Annotated in this window: 25 protein-coding genes; 19 read left to right on the plus strand and 6 right to left on the minus strand. The window is 56.1% G+C overall.

Annotated elements, in window-relative coordinates:
• Nucleotides 1-16: 16 nt before the first annotated feature.
• The 5 genes from R2A130_RS06410 to flgF form a co-directional block, all read right to left on the minus strand.
• On the minus strand, nucleotides 17-328 hold the full coding sequence (locus tag R2A130_RS06410; protein WP_009464168.1) for a flagellar hook-basal body complex protein FliE: 312 nt from the start codon (nucleotides 326-328) through the stop codon (nucleotides 17-19).
• A 4-nt stretch (nucleotides 329-332) separates the two neighbouring features.
• On the minus strand, nucleotides 333-749 hold the full coding sequence (gene flgC, locus R2A130_RS06415) for a flagellar basal body rod protein FlgC (RefSeq protein WP_009464183.1): 417 nt from the start codon (nucleotides 747-749) through the stop codon (nucleotides 333-335).
• A gap of 3 nt (nucleotides 750-752) precedes the next feature.
• The gene (locus R2A130_RS06420) at nucleotides 753-1091 is read right to left on the minus strand and encodes a flagellar basal body protein (RefSeq protein WP_156798425.1); all 339 of its coding nucleotides are present in this window, start codon (nucleotides 1089-1091) and stop codon (nucleotides 753-755) included.
• Nucleotides 1092-1200: 109 nt separating this feature from the next.
• On the minus strand, nucleotides 1201-1638 hold the full coding sequence (locus R2A130_RS06425; RefSeq protein WP_198008654.1) for a hypothetical protein: 438 nt from the start codon (nucleotides 1636-1638) through the stop codon (nucleotides 1201-1203).
• A 74-nt stretch (nucleotides 1639-1712) separates the two neighbouring features.
• Entirely contained in the window at nucleotides 1713-2465 is a 753-nt protein-coding gene (flgF, locus tag R2A130_RS06430) for a flagellar basal-body rod protein FlgF (RefSeq protein ID WP_009464186.1), read from the minus strand.
• 165 nt (nucleotides 2466-2630) lie between these two features.
• Between flgF and motA the strand changes: the two genes are divergently transcribed.
• The 7 genes from motA (at nucleotide 2631) to R2A130_RS06465 (ending at nucleotide 8148) form a co-directional block, all read left to right on the plus strand.
• On the plus strand, nucleotides 2631-3500 hold the full coding sequence (motA, locus tag R2A130_RS06435) for a flagellar motor stator protein MotA (protein ID WP_009464187.1): 870 nt from the start codon (nucleotides 2631-2633) through the stop codon (nucleotides 3498-3500).
• A 17-nt stretch (nucleotides 3501-3517) separates the two neighbouring features.
• Nucleotides 3518-4429: a FliM/FliN family flagellar motor switch protein gene (locus R2A130_RS06440; RefSeq protein WP_156798426.1), complete on the plus strand. Its 912-nt coding sequence runs from the start codon at nucleotides 3518-3520 to the stop codon at nucleotides 4427-4429.
• Nucleotides 4426-4941 (plus strand): FliM/FliN family flagellar motor switch protein, encoded by a 516-nt coding sequence (locus R2A130_RS17500; RefSeq protein ID WP_009464191.1) that lies wholly within the window; start codon nucleotides 4426-4428, stop codon nucleotides 4939-4941. The genes R2A130_RS06440 and R2A130_RS17500 overlap by 4 nt, the downstream gene beginning before the upstream one ends.
• On the plus strand, nucleotides 4931-5959 hold the full coding sequence (locus R2A130_RS06450) for a FliG C-terminal domain-containing protein (protein WP_009464192.1): 1029 nt from the start codon (nucleotides 4931-4933) through the stop codon (nucleotides 5957-5959). The genes R2A130_RS17500 and R2A130_RS06450 overlap by 11 nt, the downstream gene beginning before the upstream one ends.
• 3 nt (nucleotides 5960-5962) lie before the next feature.
• Nucleotides 5963-7027, plus strand: a complete 1065-nt coding sequence (locus R2A130_RS06455) for a flagellar biosynthesis protein FlhB (protein ID WP_009464194.1) — start codon at nucleotides 5963-5965, stop codon at nucleotides 7025-7027.
• Between the two features lie 140 nt (nucleotides 7028-7167).
• Entirely contained in the window at nucleotides 7168-7539 is a 372-nt protein-coding gene (locus tag R2A130_RS06460; RefSeq protein ID WP_009464196.1) for a hypothetical protein, read from the plus strand.
• A gap of 48 nt (nucleotides 7540-7587) precedes the next feature.
• Nucleotides 7588-8148: a copper chaperone PCu(A)C gene (locus R2A130_RS06465; RefSeq protein ID WP_009464198.1), complete on the plus strand. Its 561-nt coding sequence runs from the start codon at nucleotides 7588-7590 to the stop codon at nucleotides 8146-8148.
• A gap of 5 nt (nucleotides 8149-8153) precedes the next feature.
• On the opposite strand, the gene R2A130_RS06470 is transcribed toward R2A130_RS06465, so the two are convergent.
• Nucleotides 8154-8855: a GntR family transcriptional regulator gene (locus R2A130_RS06470; protein ID WP_009464200.1), complete on the minus strand. Its 702-nt coding sequence runs from the start codon at nucleotides 8853-8855 to the stop codon at nucleotides 8154-8156.
• A 125-nt stretch (nucleotides 8856-8980) separates the two neighbouring features.
• On the opposite strand from R2A130_RS06470, the gene R2A130_RS06475 reads away from it, so the two are divergent.
• The 12 genes from R2A130_RS06475 (at nucleotide 8981) to R2A130_RS06530 (ending at nucleotide 23938) form a co-directional block, all read left to right on the plus strand.
• On the plus strand, nucleotides 8981-9271 hold the full coding sequence (locus R2A130_RS06475; RefSeq protein ID WP_009464201.1) for a UxaA family hydrolase: 291 nt from the start codon (nucleotides 8981-8983) through the stop codon (nucleotides 9269-9271).
• 62 nt (nucleotides 9272-9333) lie between these two features.
• The gene (locus tag R2A130_RS06480) at nucleotides 9334-10500 is read left to right on the plus strand and encodes a UxaA family hydrolase (protein WP_009464202.1); all 1167 of its coding nucleotides are present in this window, start codon (nucleotides 9334-9336) and stop codon (nucleotides 10498-10500) included.
• Between the two features lie 103 nt (nucleotides 10501-10603).
• The gene (locus tag R2A130_RS06485; protein WP_198008655.1) at nucleotides 10604-12283 is read left to right on the plus strand and encodes a sensor histidine kinase; all 1680 of its coding nucleotides are present in this window, start codon (nucleotides 10604-10606) and stop codon (nucleotides 12281-12283) included.
• Nucleotides 12276-13472: a sigma-54 dependent transcriptional regulator gene (locus R2A130_RS06490; protein WP_009464206.1), complete on the plus strand. Its 1197-nt coding sequence runs from the start codon at nucleotides 12276-12278 to the stop codon at nucleotides 13470-13472. The genes R2A130_RS06485 and R2A130_RS06490 overlap by 8 nt, the downstream gene beginning before the upstream one ends.
• A gap of 160 nt (nucleotides 13473-13632) precedes the next feature.
• Nucleotides 13633-14637 carry a TRAP transporter substrate-binding protein gene (locus R2A130_RS06495; RefSeq protein ID WP_009464207.1) on the plus strand — a complete coding sequence of 335 codons (1005 nt, stop codon included), beginning with the start codon at nucleotides 13633-13635 and terminating at the stop codon, nucleotides 14635-14637.
• A 109-nt stretch (nucleotides 14638-14746) separates the two neighbouring features.
• Nucleotides 14747-15406 (plus strand): TRAP transporter small permease, encoded by a 660-nt coding sequence (locus R2A130_RS06500; protein WP_009464208.1) that lies wholly within the window; start codon nucleotides 14747-14749, stop codon nucleotides 15404-15406.
• Between the two features lie 3 nt (nucleotides 15407-15409).
• The gene (locus R2A130_RS06505; protein WP_009464209.1) at nucleotides 15410-17005 is read left to right on the plus strand and encodes a TRAP transporter large permease; all 1596 of its coding nucleotides are present in this window, start codon (nucleotides 15410-15412) and stop codon (nucleotides 17003-17005) included.
• A 142-nt stretch (nucleotides 17006-17147) separates the two neighbouring features.
• A complete protein-coding gene (locus tag R2A130_RS06510; RefSeq protein ID WP_156798427.1) occupies nucleotides 17148-17363 on the plus strand; it encodes a hypothetical protein in 216 nt (71 codons plus the stop codon).
• Between the two features lie 156 nt (nucleotides 17364-17519).
• A complete protein-coding gene (locus R2A130_RS06515) occupies nucleotides 17520-19904 on the plus strand; it encodes a glycogen/starch/alpha-glucan phosphorylase (RefSeq protein ID WP_040305340.1) in 2385 nt (794 codons plus the stop codon).
• Between the two features lie 77 nt (nucleotides 19905-19981).
• Entirely contained in the window at nucleotides 19982-21241 is a 1260-nt protein-coding gene (gene glgC, locus R2A130_RS06520) for a glucose-1-phosphate adenylyltransferase (protein ID WP_009464212.1), read from the plus strand.
• 13 nt (nucleotides 21242-21254) lie between these two features.
• Entirely contained in the window at nucleotides 21255-22694 is a 1440-nt protein-coding gene (glgA, locus tag R2A130_RS06525; RefSeq protein ID WP_009464213.1) for a glycogen synthase GlgA, read from the plus strand.
• 71 nt (nucleotides 22695-22765) lie between these two features.
• Entirely contained in the window at nucleotides 22766-23938 is a 1173-nt protein-coding gene (locus R2A130_RS06530; protein WP_009464214.1) for a MalY/PatB family protein, read from the plus strand.
• Nucleotides 23939-23940: the final 2 nt, after the last annotated feature.

The raw sequence follows: 23940 nt of genomic DNA on the forward strand, positions 1-23940 counted from the left end.
GAAAATTCCTTTCGGGTCAGATGGCCATGCGGGAAATATCGAGCCAGGCAGCCACGATCTTGTCGCGCACGACGACAGCGGCCTGCATGGAACGCTCTGCTTCCATCACTGCATCTGCCACCTGCCGGATACCGGTTTCACCAGTCATGCCTTGAGCGGCAATTGCTTCGGCGCCGTGTAAGCCGTTTGAAAGATTTTGCGCTTGAGAGCCCAACATCTCGGCAAACGATATGCCTGTCGGCGCGTTCGTGACTGGCGGTTTAGCTAGGGCTGTCGCAGCAGTCTGTCCGGCGCTGGAAGCTGCTGTTGCCGAAATTGGATCGATCATCACATCAGCCTCCACGCATCAGATCGATGGTGGCGGTCACCATGTCTTGCACCTGTTTCATGACTTGCAAGTTGGATTCGTAAGCACGGTTGGCGTCCCGCATGTCAGCCATTTCCACCAACACGTTGACGTTGGGCATCTTCACCATGCCCTTCGCATCTGCACCGGGGCTGGACGGGTCGAACTTGGCAGAAAAGCTGGACGGGTCGCGACCGATCTTATCGACATCGACCATCTGCGCGGCATTCGCCTGATCCAATGCCGAAGTGAATGTGATCGTTTTGCGTTGATAGGGCTCACCACCTGCCACCCGTGACGTCGATTGCGCGTTGGCAATGTTTTGCGAGACGACTTCAAGTCGCTGAGACTGGGCAGCAAGACCGGAGCTGGCGACCTTCATTGCGGCAGAAAGAGCATCCATAATCTAACCCCTGATCGATGTGAGATAGAGACGGTGGAAGCTTTTCACGATTGCCGTGTTCAGCCCGTGCTCGCGGCGCACCGCGCTGATTTCAGCCATCTCGCTTTCCAGCGAAATACCTGTGCTATCGCGTGCCACAACACCAATTTTTGCGTCACTGCCATCGGCTACCATGTGGCCTGCATGCGTCGTCGCCATGCCAACAGGCTTGGCGTCTGCACTCATCAAAGAGGCAAATGGCGCAACATCAGAACCACGAAAACCGGGCGTATCAGCATGAGCGATATTTGCGGCAACAACCTTCTGGCGCGCCTCAACCCAATTGGAATGCTGCTGTGCCAAGGAGAACAAATCGTTCGTTCGTGGCGAAGCCGATGAGGCCGAAAGAGGTGAAATCGTTTCCATAGATCATGGTTAACCCGCGCCACTTGCGCGAGCCTTGCGCTTTACGTCAGCTTCCAGAAGCAGTCTTTTCAAACACACGTCCACCGCGAGTGGTTACCGTATTGATGCCGACATGTTGAATGATGTCGCCATCAGGCAATCGCGTGCCGGGCGCAGCGATAATCATTCGTCCACTCACAGAGAGCAGGGCGCGCCCTTTGGCGGAAAACAGCAAGAGGCTTTCACCTTTTGGCCCTGCACCAATGGTGGTGTCGTCATTATCCAACGCATCGGAAACGGCGATGCTGCCCGTAACCGTTCTATCAATGCCCACATTGTTGGTAGCGATAGTCCGCTCACCTGCTGGCAAACGAAGTTGCGCGAGCCCTGCCCGTTCGCGATCCATCTTGCCGAGAGATTCAGCCACTTGATCAAGGCGCTCGAACTTCATCACAGGCGGACCGTAGCGCTGCGGTTGCGTCGCGGTATCGAATGCGAAGGTCATGCTAAGGCCAGCCAACGCAACCCCCGATGCCTTGAAGGCGATGTCACCCAGGGTGAATTTGAAGCGGTGCACCATCAGCGATTGCCGCCAAGAATCTGCATCATTTTTTCAAGCGCCGCGTCGGACTTCCGCACCATCGCTGCGACATTATCAAAGGTGCGATGGATGGTTATAAGGTTCGTCATCTCGCGCACCGGATCGACATTAGCCTGCTCGACATAGCCCTGCAGCACAGAAGGTGCATCGCCATCAACAAGCGCTACAGGCGCGCCTTGAGCAAGAATGCCAGATGTGCCAATGCGCACCGGGTCGGTGCCGGGGTCAAAAGCGTACAAACCTATTGCGCCGACCTGCTGGCCGTTTTGAACAATGGATCCGTCTGACCCGATGGTAGGCGGGCCAGCAGCGACATTCAACGCCAATGGCGCACCACCGGGATCGAGCACCTCATCGCCATTGACCGAACGAAGCTGGCCTTCCGCATCCATTTGAAAGCGCCCGTCACGGGTCATGATTTTGCCCGCTGCGCCCTGTAGTGCGAACCAGCCCTCCCCCTTGATAGCAACATCCAACCGCGCACCGGTCTCCACCAAAGTACCCGCTGTCGGTGACAACACACTTCGGCCGCGTGATGCGAATGATGTGGTCTGCGACTCATCTCCACCAGTGACTCGCTGTTCGATTTCTGCAAAACGCACATGCGTCGCGCGGAACCCTACCGTGCCGGAATTGGCGACATTATCGGCCAGCGTTCCCAACCGTCGCTCCAGCGCAAGCTGTGAGGACAAAGAGACGGACAGGCCGGTTTCAATTCCGGTTGTGGGCATAACAAAATCCCGTGCGGTGGTGACGTTTCGTTCACCATACGGCGTGCGCCTTGCGCCTGCCTTGCCACCGCTACTGGCCGCGCAAACAGCACCGCGAAAGCCCCGCACAAGCCAACACGGTCAAACTGGGTTCATCATCCTTCAGCCAACCGGAATTTGCTGCCTATGGGCATTATCATCGGCCTTATCATTACGCTGGGTTGCGTGCTTGGAGGCTACATGGCGATGGGCGGTAAGCTCATGGTGCTCGCCCAGCCGTGGGAATTTGTCATCATCGGCGGTGCTGCCATCGGCACATTCCTTATCGCCAACCCGATGCCGGTGGTAAAGGATACCGGTAAGGGTTTGGTCGAAGCATTAAAGGCCAAGGTTCCCGGCCCCGATGACTACCTTCAAATCCTAGGGCTTCTTCATGCGCTGTTGCGCGAGATGCGCACCAAACCGTCCAGCGAAGTCGAGGGCCATATCGATGCGCCGGAAGACAGTGAGATCTTCAAAAATTACCCAGTGGTTCTTGGCAACAAGGATCTGACTTTTTTCATCTGTGATTATTGCCGGCTGATCCTCGTCGGCAATGCCCGTTCCCACGAAGTGGAAGCGTTGATGGAAGAGGAAATTCACACCATCCGGCACGAGCGTATGGAAAGCGTTCACGCGCTCACTGTCATAGGCGATGGTCTTCCAGCGTTGGGCATCGTTGCGGCCGTTCTGGGCGTGGTGAAAGCGATGGGTGCGATTGATTCATCGCCGGAGATTCTCGGCGGCCTCATCGGCGCTGCACTTGTTGGTACCTTCGTTGGCATCTTCCTCTCTTACGCCGTCGTCGCGCCAATCGCCGGAAAATTGAAAGCTGTTCGCGAGGCTCATCTGCGCGTCTATTTTGTAGCCAAACAAACACTCATCGCATCGATGAACGGTGCCGTACCGCAGATTGCTTTGGAGTTCGGCCGCAAGGCAATTTCCGGTCATGACCGGCCAAGCATTGACCAGATGGAAGAACAGCTGGCTGGCGGTCCTGTGGCGGCAGCAGCATGAACCTTGTGGAACAAACTTTGGAAGACAGACTCCCAGCACGTCTGCGAGACCAGATGCTTGCAACGCGAAATGCCAACTCATCTAACGTAGAGGCAACAGATGACGTTCAGGCGGACAACACGGTCTTCAAGAACGCAGTGCGGGACATGGTTTCGGGGCGCGACGATAACCTGCTCGAGCTAGAGGAATTGGGGTGCCGCCTCGCAGTGACGTTGGAAGGTAGTGCCGCTGAGGAACGCCAGTCCTCGCAGCAGCTCATTCTAGCGACAGAACCTGATTGTGGTCTGACATTCACTCTCGATGCGACAGCGCAGGCGATATGTCTGGCGACATTGACGGGCACTAAAACTGTAGGCTCATCACACAATATCGACGGTCCACTCACCCGCGAGTTGATCATCGCAATTGCGAAATCAGTCGTCGGGGCTTTTGCGTTAGCAAGTAAGATCACTCTGCCGCAGTCTCCTGTCTGGAAATCTCAAGACACTGATAGCGCAAAGTCCGGCAGTCAGAGCGTCGTGCTGGGCATAGCAATTCCACAGAAACGAAGCGCCGCATTGCTCAAACAAGAGTTCGAAACCGTCCTCGGTCGCATCACATTGAACATCGATGCAAGACTGATGAAGGTTGAAACGCCAAGCGCGTTCATAGCTAAAGCAACGACACAAGACGCGGTGCTAACATCCGAGATCGATCTGCGTGTCACTGCAACGGCCCGCCGGATGTCGCTGCTTTCAATCGGCGAGTTGCAAGTGGGTGATGTCATCGGGCTGCCTGACGACAAACTGTCAGTGCGTGCATCCACCAAAGATGGTCCGTTGCTTGAAGGCACCATGGTTCAGGTCAACGGCCAAGACGTTTTCTGCATCGGCGACATTCTCGCCAGACCCAATTCAGCGCCCACTTCCGACAAGGAGACGCACCAATGACCAGCGAGCTAGATGGGCCTGCAGAAGAAGTAACGCAGACAACATCACCAGAGATCGAAGGCGCACCGGCAACACCACGCTACGATTTCGACAAGGTCGCAGACGCATTGGCGGATGTGTCACCAGCCGCCTCCAGATCACCTGTCAGTCCTAAGCGTGACGCGACAAATTCCCTTTGGTCGATCCCACTGGATGTCGATGTGGTCTTGGGTCATGCCCGCCTTCCCGTATCCGACCTGATGAACCTGAGCATCGGCGACACCCTGTCGCTTGATCGCCGCATCGGCGACCCGGTGGAGATCGTCGCCAATGGCACAACCATCGCTTGGGGCCAGCTCTGTGCTGTGGACGAGAGCGGTGAACGGTTTGGCGTGCGCCTCACCAAACTTTCCGGCGCGGCAAAAGCAGCACCATCGGCAAGGAAAGCATCGGCGGCTGAAACTTCGACCAACAAAAACACAGCAGAAAACGAAGCACCCGCATCTGATGTGAGCGATCAACGTGTCGCCTGACAAAACAACATCCAAACCCGTTACACCTGTGGTGCCGGAAGAAGTGGCAGCTCTGCTTGTTGCAATGGGGCGTGAACGCGCCGCGAAACTGCTGTCTCATTTCTCACCTGAGGAAACCCGGAGTCTTCGTAATGCAGGTGGTTCGATCCAGGATCTCCCGCAAGACCGCTTTGATGCTCTGGTGGATGAGATGGAAAACACATGGTTGGCAGGCGCAGGCATCGTGGACGCCAACCGTCGCTTTGCCGATCTGCTGGAGCCTGCTCCTGAGCCCGAACCAGAGACGGGAGAGATCCCGCAGCTGGAAGAGACCGTTGCTCCTCTGGATACATGGCAGGCATTGAGCACCATGAAACGCGATGATCTGGTAGCGTTTCTAAAGACTGAAAACCCCGGTGTGACAGCGTTCATTTTGCTCCAAATAGATTCAGCAATCGCTGCTGAAATTCTCGCTTCTCTTGATGATGAAAACCGTGACTTGATCGCTTCGGCAATGGTTGAACAAGCCGGACCTCCCGAACCTTTCAGAGAAATAGCTGCTGACTGGTTATCGACCACATTCGAACTAACGGGGACAGTCGAGAAGCAAGCCGGTGAACCCGGTCGCGTCGCTGATATCGTTAACCGTATGTCGGCAGAAAAGGGCGATGCGCTGCTCGCTTCACTGCGTGGCTCGACAGCTGCAGACCGCTTCGCGGAAGTCGAAACGCGCGTCTTCCGCTTCGGCGATATTGTACGCCTGTCACAAACTGCACGCGCCACAATTTTCGATAAATGCCCTGCTGACCGCACAGTACTGGCGCTTACAGGCGTAGAACCAGAAGTTCGCGAAGCCGCACTTTCATCCCTGGGTCAACGCGCACGTCGGATGATCGAAAGCGAGTTGGAAGGTGGCGCACCCATCAAACAGGAAGCTATAGATGATGCGCGACGGATGATCGCCGGTATGGTATTGTCGCTGGTTGCAGAAGGCGCAATCGAGCTCCCCAAGCAGGATGAGACCGAGGCGCAAAGCTAGGCCATGTCCGATGAAGATGATGGCTCAAAAAGCGAAGAGCCATCTGAGAAAAAAATCAAAGACGCGCTCGACAAGGGGCAGACTGCGGTGTCCCGAGAGGTGGCCATCGTCGCATCACTCATCGTGCTCACAGTTTTCGTTTCAACTTTTGCACGCGACATGGCGGTTGGTCTGTCCGACAAACTGGGCGGCCTTTGGGAACATGCGGGCACGATCAGAATTCTTTCAGGCAGCGACGCAGCAACCTTGAGCGGAAGCATAGCAGCTGAAGCTTCACTAGCACTGGCAGCATTTCTCATCATGGTCATTATAGGTGCGCTGATATCGGCATTCATTCAAGCAGAACCGCGCATGGTCGCAGACCGTATCACCCCAAAATACGAGCGCATCTCACCGGCAAAAGGCGCCAAACGGTTGTTCGGCCAACAGGGCCTATTCGACTTTGCAAAGCAGTTGGCGAAACTATCTGTCGCCACCACAGCCGTGGTCAGCGTGTTAGCAGGCGCACCAGAAAAAATGATGCAGGCCATGCCGCTGGGGCCTTATTACATCGGCGATACCGTCCGTGATTTACTGGGCGGAATGTTGACCGCCATTTTGCTCGCCATGGTGTTCGTAGCGGTCGTCGATGTGGTGTGGACACGCTTTTCCTGGCGCAAAGGTCTTCGTATGTCGCTGAAGGAAGTGAAAGACGAGGTGAAGCAATCCGATGGCGATCCGATCGTAAAAGCACGCCAGCAATCGGTCGCCCGCGACCGTGCCAGAAATCGCATGATGGAAGCCGTACCCAACGCGACACTTGTTGTGGCCAATCCCATCCACGTTGCGGTCGCGCTGCGTTATGATCCCACAAAGGACGTGGCACCGGTGGTAGTGGCAAAGGGGCAAGAACGCCTGTGCTGGCGCATTCGGGAGATCGCCGAAGAAGCTGGTGTGCCGGTGGTAGAAAACATCCCTGTCGCCCGCGGCCTGCACAAATCTGTACCGCTAGGCGCGTTGATTCCGGAAAGTTTCTACGTGGTGGTGGCAGAACTCATCAAACAGTTAGAAACCGCGCACCGCTCCTGAACGAACTCCCATATTACGAGGGCATGGGCCGTGCGTGAAACGCTATCATGAAGGTTGACACTTGGACGCGCCATGTGCCGCGCTACAGAATACACCACAACGTCTCGCCAGCACTCATTCTTCGGGTTAGACAACAGTCGATGATCAAAACCAATCGCCCCTTCCTGCTCGATATGCTGCGCGAATTGCGGCAGCCGCTGGCGACGCTTGCCTGCCTTCTGGTGGTCGTCAATCTGGCAATGACCACGGCAGCTGCCGCGCCCGGCACAGCATGGTCGAGCCTGTGTATTGGCACGACTGCAATAGCGCCCGATGGCGACACGAAACCCACGGCAACAACCTGCAAGCACTGTTGTCTGAGCGTCTGGTCAGGATTGATACCGCAAACGGCAAATGGTTTGACGGTCGCCTTTGGCAGCGCTCATATCTTGAAAGCTGCGAAAGCATTCGCGCTTCACCTACGACCAGCAACAAATCTCCACGGCCCTAGGGCTCCGCCTGCACTGATCTGAATTTACGCGAGTTTTTCGCACCAATTTCAGTTCACTCAGGAGACAGATATGTCCAAAACAACCTCGCGCCTCATCATCGCAGCCGCCGTCGTAGTGGCCGTTGCAGGCACCGCATATGCAGCCATGACGATGATGCACCACGACATGAGCCACGGCGATCACGACCAACTGCAAAACGCATCCATGAAAATGGGGGAAACGGTCAAGGTCGGCGACCTTGAAATTGTTGGCGCATGGACCCGCCAGACGCCACCCAATGCGAAGGTCGGCGGCGGCTATTTAACCGTTACAAACAACGGCACGACAGCAGACAGGCTAATTGGCGGTTCAGCTAATTTCGCAGGCCGCGTGGAGGTGCACGAAATGTCCGTGACCGACGGCATCATGAAAATGGCAGAGTTGAAAGACGGTCTCACCATCGAGCCCGGTGCAACTGTTCAGCTCAAACCCGGTAGCTTCCATCTCATGTTTATGGAAATGAAAGCGTCGCCGAAAGAAGGTGATACAGTTCCCGTCACCCTAACCTTCGCTAATGCCGGAGAGGTAACAGTTCAGATGCCTGTTGCCGCAATCGGCGCGGGCGCACCCGCTAACCATTCAGGCCACTGAAAACGTTACCTCAGCGAAATGTCATAATGCAGATCGTCCGTCACGTATCGGCTCGAACGGACCTCCACCACACGGTCCATGATATCGATGGCGCGGCGGTCGACCTGCAACAGGGGTGATCCCTGCGGAACATCCAAAGCTGCGGCGTCCGCAACATTTGCGGCTGCCGCCTTCAACCGTTCCCTCGCACCCACAACAGCGATACCGTAGGAGCGCTGGAACAAGGCATAGAGCGCGTTGGGCAATTCGCCCCGCTCGTGCAGGCCTGGAAACAGCGAGACCGGAAACACGATGGTCTCCCGCACGACAGGTTTGCCAGCCACCGCGCGCACCCGCACTAACTCATAAACCTTGTCGCCTGATGAGGTAAGCACAGCTCGTTCTGCCGCACGAATGTTTCGCTTTTTTATTTTCTCGGTCAGCAAATGCGGTTGCACCTGTGCGCCGTCCTCGTCCCGCAAACGAAAGAAATGAAACAGCGCACTTTCCGGTGTCGTGGTAGCAACGAACGTTCCCAAACCCTGCCGCCGTTGCAAAATGCCTTTGCTTTCCAGCAGCGAAAGACCCTTCCGCGCAGTGCCTTGGCTGACACCCAGTTCAACACCCAAATCTTTCTCACTCGGCAATATCGCGCCCGGCCCCAGTTCACCGCTGACCACACGGTTGGTGATGGCCTCGACGACCGATTGATAAAGAGGAGTGGCCAAACGAGATTCCTGAAACTTTTTTTTAGCGCTCAATCGACGCGACAAAGGGTTGCAACTACTCTTATATAAGAGTTATAGAACCATCACAACACTCAATCCTACTTCGTAACCGCTGGAGAAACCCCTTGAGCAATATTCCACAACTTCTGGTCCATGACCACGAGGACAATGTCGGCGTCGTCGTCGTCGAAGGCCTGACCGCTGGCACCGAAATGCTGTGCGTCGTCACCCACGACAACTCTTCCTTCAAACTCACCGCAAACGACGATGTGCCGATCGGCCACAAGATCGCGCTCAAGGACATCGCCGAAGGCGACACCGCCACCAAATATGGCGAAGATATCGGCAAGTTCGTCGGCGCTGTGAAAAAAGGCTGCCACGTCCACACGCAGAATCTGAAAACCAAACGCTGGTAAGAGGCATTCGCCTCCCGCTCTTTTAAAATTACGCAGCCTGATTGGCTGACAAGGAGACAACAATGTCCGATAAAATCATGGCCTACCGCCGCGACAATGGCCGCGTGGGCGTTCGCAACCACGTTATCATTCTGCCCGTGGACGATATTTCAAACGCTGCTTGTGAAGCCGTTTGCAACAACATCAAAGGCACTATGGCGATCCCACACGCCTATGGTCGTCTGCAGTTCGGTGAAGATCTTGACGTACATTTCCGCACCATCATCGGCACCGGCGCCAACCCGAACGTTGCCGCTGTCGTGGTAATCGGCATCGAGCCAGGCTGGACCGACAAGATCGTCAAAGGCATCGAAGCCACCGGCAAGCCCGTCTTCGGCATCTCCATCGAGCAGAAGGGTGATCTCGAAACCATCCGTCAGGCATCGTGGAAAGCGAAAGAGTTCGTCCACTACGCATCCGAGCTTCAGCGCGAAGAGTGTGATATGTCGGAACTGTGGGTTTCCACCAAATGCGGCGAGTCCGACACAACCACCGGCCTCGGCTCCTGCCCGACCGTCGGCAACATGTACGACAAGCTTCTGCCAAAAGGCATCACGGGTTTCTTCGGTGAAACATCAGAGATCACCGGTGCAGAACATATCTGCGTCAAGAAAGCGGCTAACGAAGAAGTCGGCCAGCGCTGGTACAAGATGTGGGAAGCCTATCAGAACGACGTCATCTTCGCCCACCAGACCGATGATCTGTCCGACAGCCAGCCCACCAAGGGCAACATCGAAGGCGGCCTGACCACCATCGAAGAAAAAGCCCTCGGCAACCTTGAGAAAATCGGTCGCACCAGCACCTATATCGACATTCTCGAGCCCGCCGAGGCGCCTGCCAAAGGCAACGGCCTCTACTTCATGGATTCATCGTCTGCCGCTGCAGAATGTGTGACACTGATGGCCGCCGGTGGCGCTGTCATTCATACGTTCCCAACAGGACAGGGCAACGTTGTTGGTAACCCAATCGTGCCGGTCATCAAGATCACTGCCAACCCGCGCACCGTTCGCACCATGTCCGAGCACGTGGACGTCGACGTGACGGGCATCCTGACCCGCGAAAAAACCATCGACGAAGCCGGTGATGACCTGATCGAAATGATCCGCCGCACCGCCAATGGTCGCAACACTGCAGCCGAAGCGCTGGGCCATCGCGAGTTCTCCATGACGAAGCTTTACCGCTCCGCATAAGAACTACTCCGAACTTCCAGACGCCCGGTTCTGCCCCAGCAGAGCCGGGCGTTTGCATGTCCGGTGTTGGCAAATCAGCACCAGCATCGCTATGCCAATCTCCATGACCATTACCGGACAAATTTCCAAACCAGACAAACTGCTGACCGCTGTGGTGGTGGCTATGGCCGTCGCTACATGGTTGGGCGTCGCGTTCTGGGCTGCAGGACTAAGCCGCGCCGCCGCAACCGATGCACTGCGTGACAACACGCGTAATTCACTCGCGCTGCAGGTTCAAACGCTTCAAGGCGTGTTGGAAAAGTACCGTTACCTACCCACCCTTTTGGCTCACCGCGGTGATGTGAAAGCGCTGTTTCCGCAGCGAGGCGAAACGGTCGATCAAAAAGCCGCACAAGCCTTCATGGTCGATACAGCCGGTCTTTCCGGTGCTGTTGATATTGGACTACTCAAGACGGATGGCACGATCCTGGGCTCACTCGATACCGTGCTAACGGCGCAAGACGCGTCGACTTTACAAAGCCTAACAGTCACGCCGGTGCAGGGCAGTTTGGGACGAACTTTGCTGCGCTATCGCGGCCGTCCTTACTACGCATTTTCCTACGGCGTTCGCGAAAACAATGTAGGGGCCGTTCAGGGTGTGGTTGCTGTTGTCGTGGATCTCGAAGGTCTCGTCGAAGCCTGGCAATTGGCGCTTGACCCGATCTTTCTTACCGCACCGGATGGTACGCTCATGGTCGGCAATGATCTAGCCGATGCGTCTTTCGAGGGCAGGTTGGATGCACCGATAGAGGTGTCGCGTTACCTTCCTCAAACCGGTTGGACACTGCACGTTCGGCGCTCCGATAAAACCGCGCAGGCGGCGTGGTGGCGCACATTCGGAGCCATCTCACTTGCGTCACTTTTGCTAGCAGTCATCGCATCAACCTTTTGGTGGCGACGACGGACCCAACAAGCCTTGAAACGGCAAGACAAGGCGCAAGCGCTGCGGCTGGAACGTAGGGTGCGGGACCGCACACGCGATCTGGCAGATGCCAACCACGCACTTCGTGCCGCGCAAGACGATTTGGTGGAAACCGCAAAACTGGCAGCACTAGGCCGGATGTCTGCCTCGCTCGCCCATGAATACAATCAGCCTCTGGCAGCAATCCGCGCCTACGCCGACAACGCTCTAAAACTATTGGAACGCGACCAACCGGCAGACGCCACAGAGGCACTGGAACGCATCGGCACGGTCACAAACCGAATGAGTGGCCTGTCGAAAGCCCTACGTTCTTTCGCACGATCACCCGGCCAGACTATCCGGGCCGTTCGGCTGACCGAAGTTGTGGAGGAGGTACGTCTTCTCATCGACCCCATTTCGCAAAAGACGAACGTGACGGTTAGCTGGCCTGGAGTGTCAAGCGACGTGACCGTAGCTGGTGGCACGGTTCGCTTGTCGCAGATTTTGGTCAACCTTCTGTCGAATGCAGTATCGGCAGCCGAAGAGCGGGTTACATTTACAATCGAATGTCTGGACGAGACCGTATCACTCACCGTTAGCGATGATGGATCAGGCGTCAGCGAAGAAGATGCTCCCTATGTGTTCGAACCATTCTTCACCACGCGCCCCGTTGGTGAGGGCCTCGGGCTAGGTCTGTCGATCGCCTACAATATCGCTCACGATTTCGGCGGAACCCTACGGTTGCTGGACAACGATCCGGGAGCAACATTCCAACTGGTATTGAAACGCCACGAAGCCAACGCAGTTTCCAACTCAGACGACGGGGTACTGCTTGATGCTTGAACCCACAGTTTGGCTGGTTGACGATGATGAAGACTTGCGCCCAGCACTCATCCAGTCGCTTCAACTGGCAGGATTTGACGTTCATGGTTTTAGCGACGGCGCGCAGCTACTCGATGCCCTAGCCGGGACAATACCAAGCGTGGTCGTCAGCGATATCCGGATGCCCAGAATGGATGGACTGGAGTTGCTGGAAGCCATCAAAGGCATCGAACCGCGCTTACCAATCATCCTCATGACAGGCCATGGAGATGTGGCACTTGCGGTAAAAGCCATGCAATCCGGTGCGTCCGATTTCGTTGAAAAACCCTTTGAGATGTCACGTCTCTGTAAGGCTATAGAAGCCGTTCTCGACGGACCCGAAGGAAAAGAAAAACAGCTCGCGCCCCTTCCACTTCTAGGACCATCACCTATAGCGACGGATTTACGCAAGCGTTTCGACACTTTGCAATGCGCTTGCGCAGGAGCTTTACTGATTGGGCCCACCGGAAGCGGACACACACATCTGTTGACGCACCTTCTGGCACCATTTGAGACAGATGCGCGACCGGTGATAACGGTCAACTGCGCCAACCTTTCGCCAGACATGGCAGAACTCGAACTTCTGGCAACCAATGGAGCCTTGGTTCGTGCACGTGACGGTGCACTAGTTCTTGAAAGCCTTTCGCTCATTCCCGACGCTGTTCGTACCGCCATCTTCCAGCACGCAACCCGACCTAATGCGCCGGTGCTGTTTGCAACTATTGCAGCAAGCTTCCGTATCGACGCGAACATGAACGGGGCATTTGCTGAGCGACAGCTGGAACTCCCCCCGCTTTCGCGAAGACGGGAGGATATAACAACCTTGTTTCTAGCGTTGGCGCGGCAGGCCAGCGACCGCTTTCGCAGGCCGTTGCCCAACATCGTTGCAGGCATGGAGGATTGGCTGGTCGCACAATCCTGGCAGGGGAATCTTGGAGAACTTCAAGCACTAGCCGAACGGTTCGTTCTGGGGTCTTGGTCCCTGCAGGATAACGCGCCGAATTCCCGTCTGTCGGAACGTGTCGCAGCACACGAGCGTGTGCTCATCGAAGCGGAGTTGGAACGGCAGGACGGAAGCATAAAGGCGACCTACGAGGCTCTCGGCCTCTCACGCAAAGGCCTCTACGACAAGATGAAGCGTTATGGAATTTCGACGGAAGAACGTGGGTAGAATTCTACCCACTGTTCGCCAAAAAATACTCAAGCGTATGATTTATATGGATAATTAATTCTTAGCACAGATCTTTTCCTTCTGCGACAATCTGGCCTGACCTGCAAAGCAGGCAATCGTGCCCAATGGCACCGCGAGAAACGTTCCCGGGAGGACAATCATGAAAAATCTCATCACCGCAGCAGCAGCTGCCGTACTTTTCGCCACCGCAGCACCCGCCGCTTATGCCGCTTGCGACGATGGCGAAGTGGTCATCAAATTCGCCCACGTCACCAACACCGACAAGCACCCGAAGGGCATTGCCGCATCACTTCTGGAAAAGCGAGTGAACGAAGAAATGCAGGGTAAAGCCTGCATGGAAGTATTCCCCAATTCCACGCTCTATAACGATAATGACGTGCTGGAAGCCATGTTGAACGGCGACGTGCAGCTTGCTGCTCCTTCGCTGTCGAAATTCGAGAAGTTCACCAAGAAATTCCGCATTTTCGATCTGCCGTTCCGCTTCAACGACATCGACGCTGTCGACCGGTTCCAGAACTCCGAAGGCGGTCAGGCTTTGCTCGACTCCATGAAACGTCGTGGCCTTCAGGGTCTTGGTTTCTGGCACAATGGCATGAAGCAGTTCTCCGCCAAGGTGCCATTGGTGAACCCGGAAGATGCCAAGGGCCTGAAATTCCGCGTCCAGCCCTCCGACGTTCTCGTCGCGCAGATGGAAGCGCTCGGCGCCAATCCGCAAAAAATGGCCTTTTCCGAAGTCTATGGCGCGTTGCAGAACGGCACCGTCGACGGCCAGGAAAACACATGGTCCAACATCTACGGCAAGAAGTTCTTCGAAGTTCAGGACGGCGTGACCGAATCCAACCACGGCATCATCGACTATCTGGTCGTGACATCGGATGAATGGTGGGCAGGCTTGGACGCTGACATCCGCGATCCGCTGGCAAAGATCCTCAAAGAAGTGACCGAAACCCGCAACGCGGAGTCCACCAAGGTCAACGAAGAGAACAAGCAGCTCATCATCCAGGCAGGCGGCACCGTTCGTCAGCTGACTGATGAGCAGCGCCAGAAATGGGTTGATGCCATGAAGCCCGTTTGGAAAAAATTCGAAGGCGATATCGGTTCCGACCTGATGGACGCAGCATCCGCCGCCAACGGCGCGGGCTAACGGGCACACCGCCAAAATGACGACATAACAGGCGGGCGGGTCGGAAACGGCCCGCCCGTTTTCTTAGCGCACCGAAAATGCGCTGAAGAAGACACGGGGAGGAATGAACATGACCGGCAACGAACCCGCGCGCAGGCGCAACTGGACCGATAGCGTGGAGGAAGGCTTCATCGCGCTGGTGATGTTCGCGATGGTTGCCATAACCTTCGCAGCCGTCGTTGCACGGGAGTCCGACGCAACGATTCTTTGGGCCTACGAAGCAACCAAAATTCTCTTTGCATGGTTGGTGCTCATCGGCGCGTCCTACACCGTAAAGGTGAACGCAAATCTGGGTGTCGATGTGCTGCTGACCATGATGTCGAGCCGCACCAAGCGCACGCTGGCATGGCTAGCAGTCGCCGTTTGCATCGCTTGGTCGCTCATCTTTGTTTGGGCGTCTTTCGAATACTGGTGGCCCTTCGTCACCAAGCGCGCTTGGTACGAAGTCGATGACATTCCCATGCCCGCGATACTCGGATGGATGTCCTATGTCTTCAACGAAGGCGAAGCCTACGAGAAGATGCCCCGCTTTATTCCCTACGCCGTGATGCCCATCGCATCGGTGCTGCTGCTCATTCGTTTTGTGCAGGCAGCTCTGATGGTGGCTCGTGGTCAGCGTGACCAAATCATCGTTTCCCATGAGGTCGAAGAGGAACTGGACGACCTGCAAACCAATCGTGTTCTGGCAGAAAAAGCCAAACAATCCACAAACAATGACGGGGAGCGCTAAACCATGGCTACTCTCTTTCTCTTCTGCATGGTCATCGGTTTTCTCGCCATCGGTGTGCCGATTGCCATTTCACTGGGCATGGCATCGATCACCTTCTTGATGATCTATTCCGACGCCTCGATGGCCTCCATCGCGCAGACCTATTTCAACGCAATGGACGAGCATTACACGCTCACCGCTATTCCCTTTTTCATTCTCGCTTCCGCATTCATGTCCACCGGCGGCGTAGCGCAACGCATCATCCGTTTTGCTATTTCGCTTGTGGGTCACTTCAAGGGCGGCCTCGCCATCGCCTCGGTTTTCGCCTGCATGTTGTTTGCAGCGCTATCAGGTTCATCACCCGCGACCGTGATCGCCATCGGCACCATCGTCATCGCTGGCATGGTGCAGGTCGGTTACACGAAGGACTTTGCAGCAGGCGTGATCTGTAACGCAGGTACGTTGGGCATCCTCATTCCGCCTTCCATCGTCATGGTGGTCTATGCGTCGTCGGTTGATGTGTCCGTGGGTCGTATGTTCCTGGCCGGTGTCATTCCCGGACTGCTGGCAGGCTTCATGTTGATGGTCGGCATCTACGTGGTTGCCCGCGTGAAGGATCTACCCTCGCAGCCCTTCGCAGGGTTTGCAGAAATCTTCGCAGCAGCCCGCGATGCCATGTGGGGCCTATTCCTCATCTTCATCATTCTGGGCGGCATTTATGGCGGCGTGTTCACACCGACAGAAGCTGCGGCTGTGTCAGTTGTTTATGCCTTCTTCGTCGCACAATTCGTTTATCGCGATATGGGCCCGTTGAAAGAGGTGAAGCTGGTCGAAGGCGAAGATCGTTCGGGCCGCAATGGATATTTCGCAGTCATCTACGCCCTCACCTTGTTCGGCTTTATCAAAGTGTTGGACAAGTTCTACGAAGAGAGCATCACCAACTTCGATACTCTTTGGACAGCCGTAATCGCGGCGATCGCAGGCTTAATCTACCTCGTCATTCGAGAAGGTGCAGCAGCACCGCTGGCGCTGGTAAAAGGCGTACCGGTGATGGGTCGGGCTCTGTGGCAAACAGGATCACGCCTACCACTCTCCTTCTTCCATGAAGACACGCGCCGCGTGTTGTTCGAAGCGGGCAAGCTAACTGTGACGCTGCTCTTCATCATCGCCAATGCGTTGGTGTTGAAACATGTGCTGACCGAGGAGCAAATCCCGCAGGCCATCGCCAACTCGATCATCGGCATGGGCTTTGGCCCGATCCTTTTCCTCGTGATGGTCAACATAATCCTATTGATCGGTGGCCAATTCATGGAGCCATCCGGCCTGTTGGTGATTGTAGCACCGCTGGTGTTCCCGATTGCCATGGAGTTGGGCATCGACCCGATCCATCTCGGCATCATCATGGTCGTGAACATGGAGATCGGAATGATTACGCCGCCGGTGGGGTTGAACCTCTTCGTCACGGCAGGCGTAGCAGGCATGTCCATGATGCAGGTGGTGAAAGCCGCCTTGCCGTGGGTCAGCATCCTGTTCGTGTTCCTGATCATGGTGACCTACATCCCGATCATCTCGACCTTCCTGCCAACTCTGTTGATGGGTCCAGAAATCATCACCAGATAAGCGTAGCGGGCCGTCGGCAAATGCTGACGGTCCGTTAATGCAGCCTTCGCAATTCAATCCAATTTCGAAGCCGCATCTTTAAGTCCGTCTGCGATGGTATCCGTGGAAAGCTTCTTCGTCCGGGCGGGCAAAGGGGATGGCCATGCGCCGGTTCATCACGACACTTTTCGCTGTTGCCACATTGGCTTTCGTCCAAGGCTGCACCTCTTCCGCACTCGACACCGCAAGCGATGATCTCGTCACCGGTTCGATCACAGCTGCCGTTCCGGTGGGTGATGAGGATGATCACATCTGGCTGGAAGATTGCCCGGAATGTGATTTCAACGAAATTCTGGCTGATGATCTACCGGACGTTTGAATTTCTCTCTCGTTTAGTGGCACAGCTGCGACACGAGTGGGCTCGCTGCAACTTGCATCTGGACAACCCACGAACACGGTGAAATTAAACGATTTAGAAAACGCCCGTCAAAACGGCGCTTCTTTTCGATCCATCACCGCGATTGTGACTTCAGCCATGCCATCTCTCGACGCCGCGCAACTGCAAGACGAAGTGCTTCGTCATCTGCATCTTTCCCTTGCCACCGACGAGGCCAACGCCTCAGACCGCGACTGGCGGTTGGCGCTTTCGTTGGCCATCCGCGATCAAGCCGTAAAGCCATGGCTGGAAAGCGAAAGTCGAGCGAAGGAAAGTGGTGCAAAGCGCGTCTATTACCTGTCCATGGAGTTCCTCATGGGTCGGTTGATAGAAGACCTCATCACCAACTTGCGGATTGAAGACGCAGCGCGCAACGCAATGGCTGCGCTCGGGCAGGACTACGATAGTCTGGTCAAACGCGAACCAGACGCAGCGCTCGGCAATGGTGGCCTCGGTCGTCTGGCCGCCTGTTTTCTCGACAGTCTATCGACGCTCGGCATCCCCGCTTTCGGTTACGGCATCCGCTATGAACACGGCCTGTTCGAACAAAGCTTCGAAGACGGTCGCCAGATGGAAGAGGCTGAAACTTGGCTGAAAGCCGGTGATGTTTGGGAAATCGAACGCCCTGAACGGCAGATTTCCATAGGATTTGGCGGAAAAGTGAAGGAAATTTCCGGAAAAACCACGTGGATTCCGGCAGAATCCGTACTCGCCGTTACTCATGATACACCGGTCGTCGGCTGGGAGGGCAACTGGACCAACACGCTTCGCCTCTGGGCTGCGCGCCCAGTCACGCCCTTCGATCTCGATGCGTTCAACAAGGGCAAATACAAAAAAGCCGCCAAGGCAGAAATGGACGCACGCAACATTTCGCGCGTTCTGTATCCCGATGACACCACCGACATCGGCAAAGAACTCCGCCTTAAACAGGAGTTCTTCTTCACCGCAGCGTCCCTGCGCGATCTGCTGCAGCGCCACCTCGATGAAGGCAATGATCTAACGTCCCTGCCCAACCACGTCGCGATCCAGTTGAACGACACTCACCCTGCCGTTGCCGGCCCCGAACTTGTTCGCCTGCTGGCAGATGAGCACGGCATGGCAATGGATGAAGCGATCACAACCGCGCGCGCTTGCCTCGCTTACACCAACCACACCCTGTTGCCAGAAGCGCTGGAGCGGTGGTCGGTCAAACTCTTCGGCAAGCTGCTGCCGCGCCATTTGCAAATCGTGAAGATCGTCGAAAAGAGCCACGCCGATTCAACCGGCAGCAAGATTAAAATCATCGAAGACAAGCACGTGAAGATGGGCGAATTGGCTGTCATCATGGCCCATAAGGTCAATGGCGTTTCCGCGCTGCACAGCGAGTTGGTGAAGGAAAATCTGTTCACCGATCTCCACGCCACTTATCCTGACCGTCTCGTCAACCAGACCAATGGCATCACCCCGCGACGCTGGCTTTACGAGTGCAACCCTCAGCTTCGCACTCTGATAAATGACACGATAGGCACCGCTTGGCCCGCCGATCTGGAGCAGTTGAAAGGTCTAGAAGCCCACGCCGACGACGACGCTTTCATCGCCCGCTTTGCAGAAGCCAAAGCCGCCAACAAGCAGCGCATGGCCGAGTGGATTAAACACCGCGACGGCATCACCATCGACCCTGCGATGATGTTCGATATCCAGATCAAGCGCCTGCACGAATACAAACGCCAGTTGATGAACCTGCTGGAGACCGTCGCGCTTTGGAACGACATATCCGACAACCCCACCGCAAACTGGACACCGCGCCTGAAAGTCTTCGGTGGTAAGGCGGCACCCGGATATGTGGTCGCCAAGGAGATCATCCATCTTATCAACGACGTGGCGGTGAAGCTGAACGCGGACCCGAAAACCCGCGACATGCTGCAGGTGCTGTACCCGGCCAATTACAACGTCACCATGGCCGAGATGATGATACCGGCCACCGACCTGTCGGAGCAAATCTCCACCGCAGGCAAGGAAGCATCGGGCACTGGCAACATGAAGTTCGCGCTCAACGGTGCCATGACCATCGGCACGCTGGACGGCGCAAACGTGGAAATACGTGAGCACGTTGGCGCAGAGAATTTCTACCTCTTCGGCCTCACCGCAGCCGAGGTTGAAGAACGCCGCAAGGTGAAGGACTTCGCCCAGAAGGCTATCGACGCCAGCCCGCGCCTCACCCGCGTTGTCGAGCAGATCGAAGCCGGTGTTTTTTCGCCCGGCGACAAGGACCGCTACACATCATTGATGGAGCGCCTTCGCACAGACGACTACTTCCTCGTCACCTGCGATTTCGATGATTATTTCAACGTTCAGAGAACCGTCGATGCAGATTATCGTAACAGCCGCGACTGGACCCGCAAGACCATCCTCAACACCGCGCGCATGGGCTGGTTCTCATCCGACCGTACGATTGCAGGCTACGCGAAAGACATCTGGAACGCCCGTTCGCTGACCAAGGGATGAAAACCACAATCTGCCCCATTGAACCGAAGCCCAGCCTGTGAGTTGATAGGCAAAACAAGGCTTTGGGAGGAGCACACATGGACACGGAATCGCAGCGGCTCGCGCAGCAGACGATGGCATTCGTATTGGCAGGGGGGCGCGGTAGCCGGTTGATGGATCTGACCGATAGACGCGCCAAGCCCGCTGTCTATTTCGGCGGCAAAACCCGCATCATCGATTTTCCACTGTCCAACGCCGTCAATTCCGGCATCAAGCGCCTTGGCGTGGCGACCCAATATAAGGCCCACTCGCTCATTCGCCACCTGCAACGCGGCTGGAGCTTCTTTCGTGCCGAGCGCAATGAAAGCCTCGATATTCTGCCGGCGTCGCAACAAATGGGTGAGGATAACTGGTACAAAGGCACCGCCGATGCCGTGTATCAAAACATCGATATTATCGAAGGCAACGGCTGCAAATACATCATCATTCTGGCCGGCGATCACATCTACAAGCAGGATTATTCCCTGATGATCCAGCACCACGTTCAATCCGGTGCGGATGTAACAGTTGGGTGTGTGGAAGTTCCCCGCGAAGAGGCTTCCGCCTTCGGCGTGATGCATGTCGATGAGAACGACACCATTGTCGAGTTCATGGAAAAACCGGCCGACCCGCCAGCCATGCCCGGTTACCCCGATCTCGCGCTGGCGTCCATGGGTATCTACGTCTTCGAGACGGAATACATGTTCACGCTGTTGAAGAAGGACGCCGCGACCGAAGGGTCCAGCAACGATTTCGGCAAGGATATCATTCCCGATATCGTGAAAAACGGCAAAGCCATCGCCCACCCCCTGTCGCGGTCTTGCGTGATGAGCGGCGAGGAAAAAGAATCCTACTGGCGCGATGTCGGCACGGTGGACGCCTTCTGGCAGGCCAATATCGATCTCACTGATTTTCAGCCAGAGCTCGACCTCTTTCAAAAAGACTGGCCGATCTGGACCTATTCCGAACTCGTGCCACCGGCAAAATTCATCCACAATGAAGAAGGTCGTCGCGGCTTTGCCGTCTCGTCTCTCGTGTCCGGCGGTTGCATTATTTCCGGTTCGGAACTGGAGCGTTGCTTACTCTACACAGGAGTGAAAACGAACTCCTATGCCAAATTACGCGGCGTCATCGCCATGCCCTATGTTACGATAGGGCGCAGCGCGCGGTTGATCAATGTTGTCATCGACAAAGGCGTAACGATTCCCGAAGGACTGGTGGTCGGCGAAGACGCGGAAGCCGACGCTTCACGGTTCTACCGCTCCGAAGGTGGCGTATGTCTCATCACCAAAAAGATGATCGACGCACTGCCGTCGTAAGGAACGTTTGAAGATGGATGTCCTCTACGTTGCCTCCGAGTGCGCGCCTTTCGTCAAGACCGGCGGCTTGGCGGATGTTATCGGCGCGGTGCCAAAAGCGCTCGCGCCACTGGGCGCGGACGTCAAAATTCTACTTCCCGCCTATCCTGCGCTATTGGCAATTTTGAATACCGGCGCGCTTGTTGCCAGCTATGATGATCTGTTCGATGGCCCAGCCAAACTGGTCAGTGTTCAAGCCGAAGGTCTCGACCTACTGCTGCTCGACGCACCACATCTCTACGACCGCGCCGGAAGCATTTATCTCGATGAGACAGGCCAGGATTGGCACGACAACCACTTGCGTTTCGGTGCGCTGTGTCGGGTAGCAACGGATATTGCCCGCGAAGGCGTGGCGGATTGGACACCGCAAATCACCCACGTCCATGACTGGCAGGCGGGCCTCGTTCCACTGCTGATCGAACTGGACGGAATGGCAAAGCCACCGGCCACCATCGTCACCGTTCACAACGTGGCCTTCCAAGGCCTGTTTCAGTGGGAAACGAAGAACCTGTTCAACATCCCCGACGAACACTTCACATCCGAAGGGGCTGAGTATTGGGGGCAGCTTGGTTTCCTGAAAGCTGGACTTGCATACGCCGATGCCATCACCACCGTCAGCCCAACCTACGCGCGTGAACTGCTGACACCGGAATTCGGGATGGGGCTGGAGGGCGTGTTTCAGGCAAGACAGGACGATCTGTCCGGCATCATCAACGGCATCGATCTCGATGCCTGGAACCCAAAGACCGATCCGCATCTTGCAAAAAGCTACACCGCCCGCAGCCTCGGCAGAAAAGACGATAACCGCGCCGTGTTGGCAGGCCGCTTTAGCTTGACGAAAAGCGACGGCCCATTGTTTTGCGTTGTCAGCCGCCTGACCGAACAAAAGGGTCTCGACCTGCTTCTGGAAGTCCTGCCGACGCTGGTGGAGAACGGCGCTCAACTCGCACTCCTCGGCTCCGGTGATCCCGACATGGAAGCCGCGTTCCGCGAAGCGCAGAAACAGCATAAAGGGCAGGTCGGCGTCATCATAGGATATGACGAAAACCTGTCCCATCTCATGCAGGGCGGCAGTGACGCAATTCTGGTGCCTTCCCGCTTCGAGCCATGCGGCCTTACGCAGCTCTACGGCCTGCGCTACGGCACCCTACCCGTCGTCGCCACCACCGGCGGCTTGGCCGATACTGTTACGGACGTTTCGCCTGAAACCATCAAGGCCAAAACCGCAACCGGCTTCCATTGCGAACCAGGCAACGCTGCCTCGCTTCGCCACGCCATCACCCGCACATGCGAAGCCTATGCCGACCGCGATCTTTGGCGCGTACTCCAGCGCAATGCCATGCGCCAGCCTGTTGGTTGGGACGGGTCCGCGCCAACCTATCTCGCGCTCTACAAGAAATTGCTCGAAGCCTGAGACCGCATATAGCGGCAGCTTCCCGCACCTGTCATAAGATCACGAGAAGCCAACAGCGATACGATTACACCATGACCCAATTCGATTTCGACCAGCCCATCGAACGCCGCGGCACCAGTTCCATGAAGTGGGACGCGCTGTCGTCGCGCTATAAAATGGACCCTGAAAACTCCATCGCCATGTGGGTGGCCGACATGGAATTTCGCGCGCCATCATGCGTACGCGAGCGGCTGCAAGGCATGATCGATCATGGGGTCTTCGGATATTATGGCGATGACAGCGGTTACCGCGCGTCGATCGTGAATTGGATGGACCGGCGCCATGGCTGGGCAGTCGATCCTGCCAATATCTACACCACCCACGGCGTTGTTCACGGGCTTTCCATGTGCCTTCAAGCGTTCACCGACCCAGGCGACGGCATCATTGTCTTCTCACCGGCCTATCACATGTTCGCCGGCATCATCCGCTCCAACCAGCGCGACCTCATCGAAAGCCCGCTGGCCGAACGGCAAGACGGTCGCTACGAAATGGACCTCGATACGCTTGAAGGACAGCTGACCGGCAAGGAGAAAATGGTCTTCTTCTGCTCGCCTCACAATCCCGGTGGCAGGGTGTGGGAGCGCTCCGAAATCGAAGCGCTGGCCAAATTTTGCGAGAAGCACGATCTGATTTTGGTCTCCGACGAAATCCACCACGACCTCATCATGCCCGGTCACAAACACCACATCACAGCGACTGTTGCGCCCGACATCGCGCACAAATTGGTGACGCTGTCTTCCGCCAGCAAGACATTCAATCTGGCCGGCGGTCATGTGGGACAGGCCGTCATCACAGACGAAAACCTGCGTGCAAAATTCGACAAGGTCAAAACTGCCGATGCTGTCGGACCGAATTCATTCGGCGTGGTCGTGACCCAAGCAGCTTATGAACTTGGCGAAGAATGGTTGGAGGCGTTGCTCGTCTATCTCGATGAAAATCGAAAACTGTTCGATGCAACGATTGCTGGAATTTCCGGCGCAAAATCCATGCCGCTGGAAGCCACTTACCTATCGTGGGCCGACTTTAGAAATTGCGACCATGATCGCGACGAAGTCATCCGTCGCGTTGAGAAGGAAGCCGGCATCGCCACCAATTACGGTGCGACCTTTGGTGAAGGTGGCGAAGGCCGCTTGCGCTTCAACATCGCATGCCCGCGAGCACAGCTCGAAGAAGCAATGGACCGCGTAAAAGCGGCCTTCGCATAAAA

The organism is Ahrensia sp. R2A130, from assembly GCF_000179775.1.
In the GTDB taxonomy this organism is placed as follows: Bacteria; Pseudomonadota; Alphaproteobacteria; order Rhizobiales; family Rhizobiaceae; genus Pseudahrensia.

Bases quoted from the DNA above. Each gene is read 5' to 3' on its own strand.
- R2A130_RS06530 (WP_009464214.1), top strand. From the start codon at position 22,766: ATGACCCAATTCGATTTCGACCAGCCCATCGAACGCCGCGGCACCAGT.
- motA (WP_009464187.1), top strand. From the start codon at position 2,631: ATGGGCATTATCATCGGCCTTATCATTACGCTGGGTTGCGTGCTTGGA.
- R2A130_RS06455 (WP_009464194.1), top strand. From the start codon at position 5,963: ATGTCCGATGAAGATGATGGCTCAAAAAGCGAAGAGCCATCTGAGAAA.
- R2A130_RS06495 (WP_009464207.1), top strand. From the start codon at position 13,633: ATGAAAAATCTCATCACCGCAGCAGCAGCTGCCGTACTTTTCGCCACC.
- flgF (WP_009464186.1), bottom strand. From the start codon at position 2,465: ATGCCCACAACCGGAATTGAAACCGGCCTGTCCGTCTCTTTGTCCTCA.
- R2A130_RS17500 (WP_009464191.1), top strand. From the start codon at position 4,426: ATGACCAGCGAGCTAGATGGGCCTGCAGAAGAAGTAACGCAGACAACA.
- R2A130_RS06510 (WP_156798427.1), top strand. From the start codon at position 17,148: ATGCGCCGGTTCATCACGACACTTTTCGCTGTTGCCACATTGGCTTTC.
- R2A130_RS06460 (WP_009464196.1), top strand. From the start codon at position 7,168: ATGATCAAAACCAATCGCCCCTTCCTGCTCGATATGCTGCGCGAATTG.
- flgC (WP_009464183.1), bottom strand. From the start codon at position 749: ATGGATGCTCTTTCTGCCGCAATGAAGGTCGCCAGCTCCGGTCTTGCT.
- R2A130_RS06490 (WP_009464206.1), top strand. From the start codon at position 12,276: ATGCTTGAACCCACAGTTTGGCTGGTTGACGATGATGAAGACTTGCGC.
- glgC (WP_009464212.1), top strand. From the start codon at position 19,982: ATGGACACGGAATCGCAGCGGCTCGCGCAGCAGACGATGGCATTCGTA.
- R2A130_RS06480 (WP_009464202.1), top strand. From the start codon at position 9,334: ATGTCCGATAAAATCATGGCCTACCGCCGCGACAATGGCCGCGTGGGC.
- R2A130_RS06500 (WP_009464208.1), top strand. From the start codon at position 14,747: ATGACCGGCAACGAACCCGCGCGCAGGCGCAACTGGACCGATAGCGTG.
- glgA (WP_009464213.1), top strand. From the start codon at position 21,255: ATGGATGTCCTCTACGTTGCCTCCGAGTGCGCGCCTTTCGTCAAGACC.
- R2A130_RS06465 (WP_009464198.1), top strand. From the start codon at position 7,588: ATGTCCAAAACAACCTCGCGCCTCATCATCGCAGCCGCCGTCGTAGTG.
- R2A130_RS06410 (WP_009464168.1), bottom strand. From the start codon at position 328: ATGATCGATCCAATTTCGGCAACAGCAGCTTCCAGCGCCGGACAGACT.
- R2A130_RS06515 (WP_040305340.1), top strand. From the start codon at position 17,520: ATGCCATCTCTCGACGCCGCGCAACTGCAAGACGAAGTGCTTCGTCAT.
- R2A130_RS06505 (WP_009464209.1), top strand. From the start codon at position 15,410: ATGGCTACTCTCTTTCTCTTCTGCATGGTCATCGGTTTTCTCGCCATC.
- R2A130_RS06485 (WP_198008655.1), top strand. From the start codon at position 10,604: ATGACCATTACCGGACAAATTTCCAAACCAGACAAACTGCTGACCGCT.
- R2A130_RS06425 (WP_198008654.1), bottom strand. From the start codon at position 1,638: ATGACCTTCGCATTCGATACCGCGACGCAACCGCAGCGCTACGGTCCG.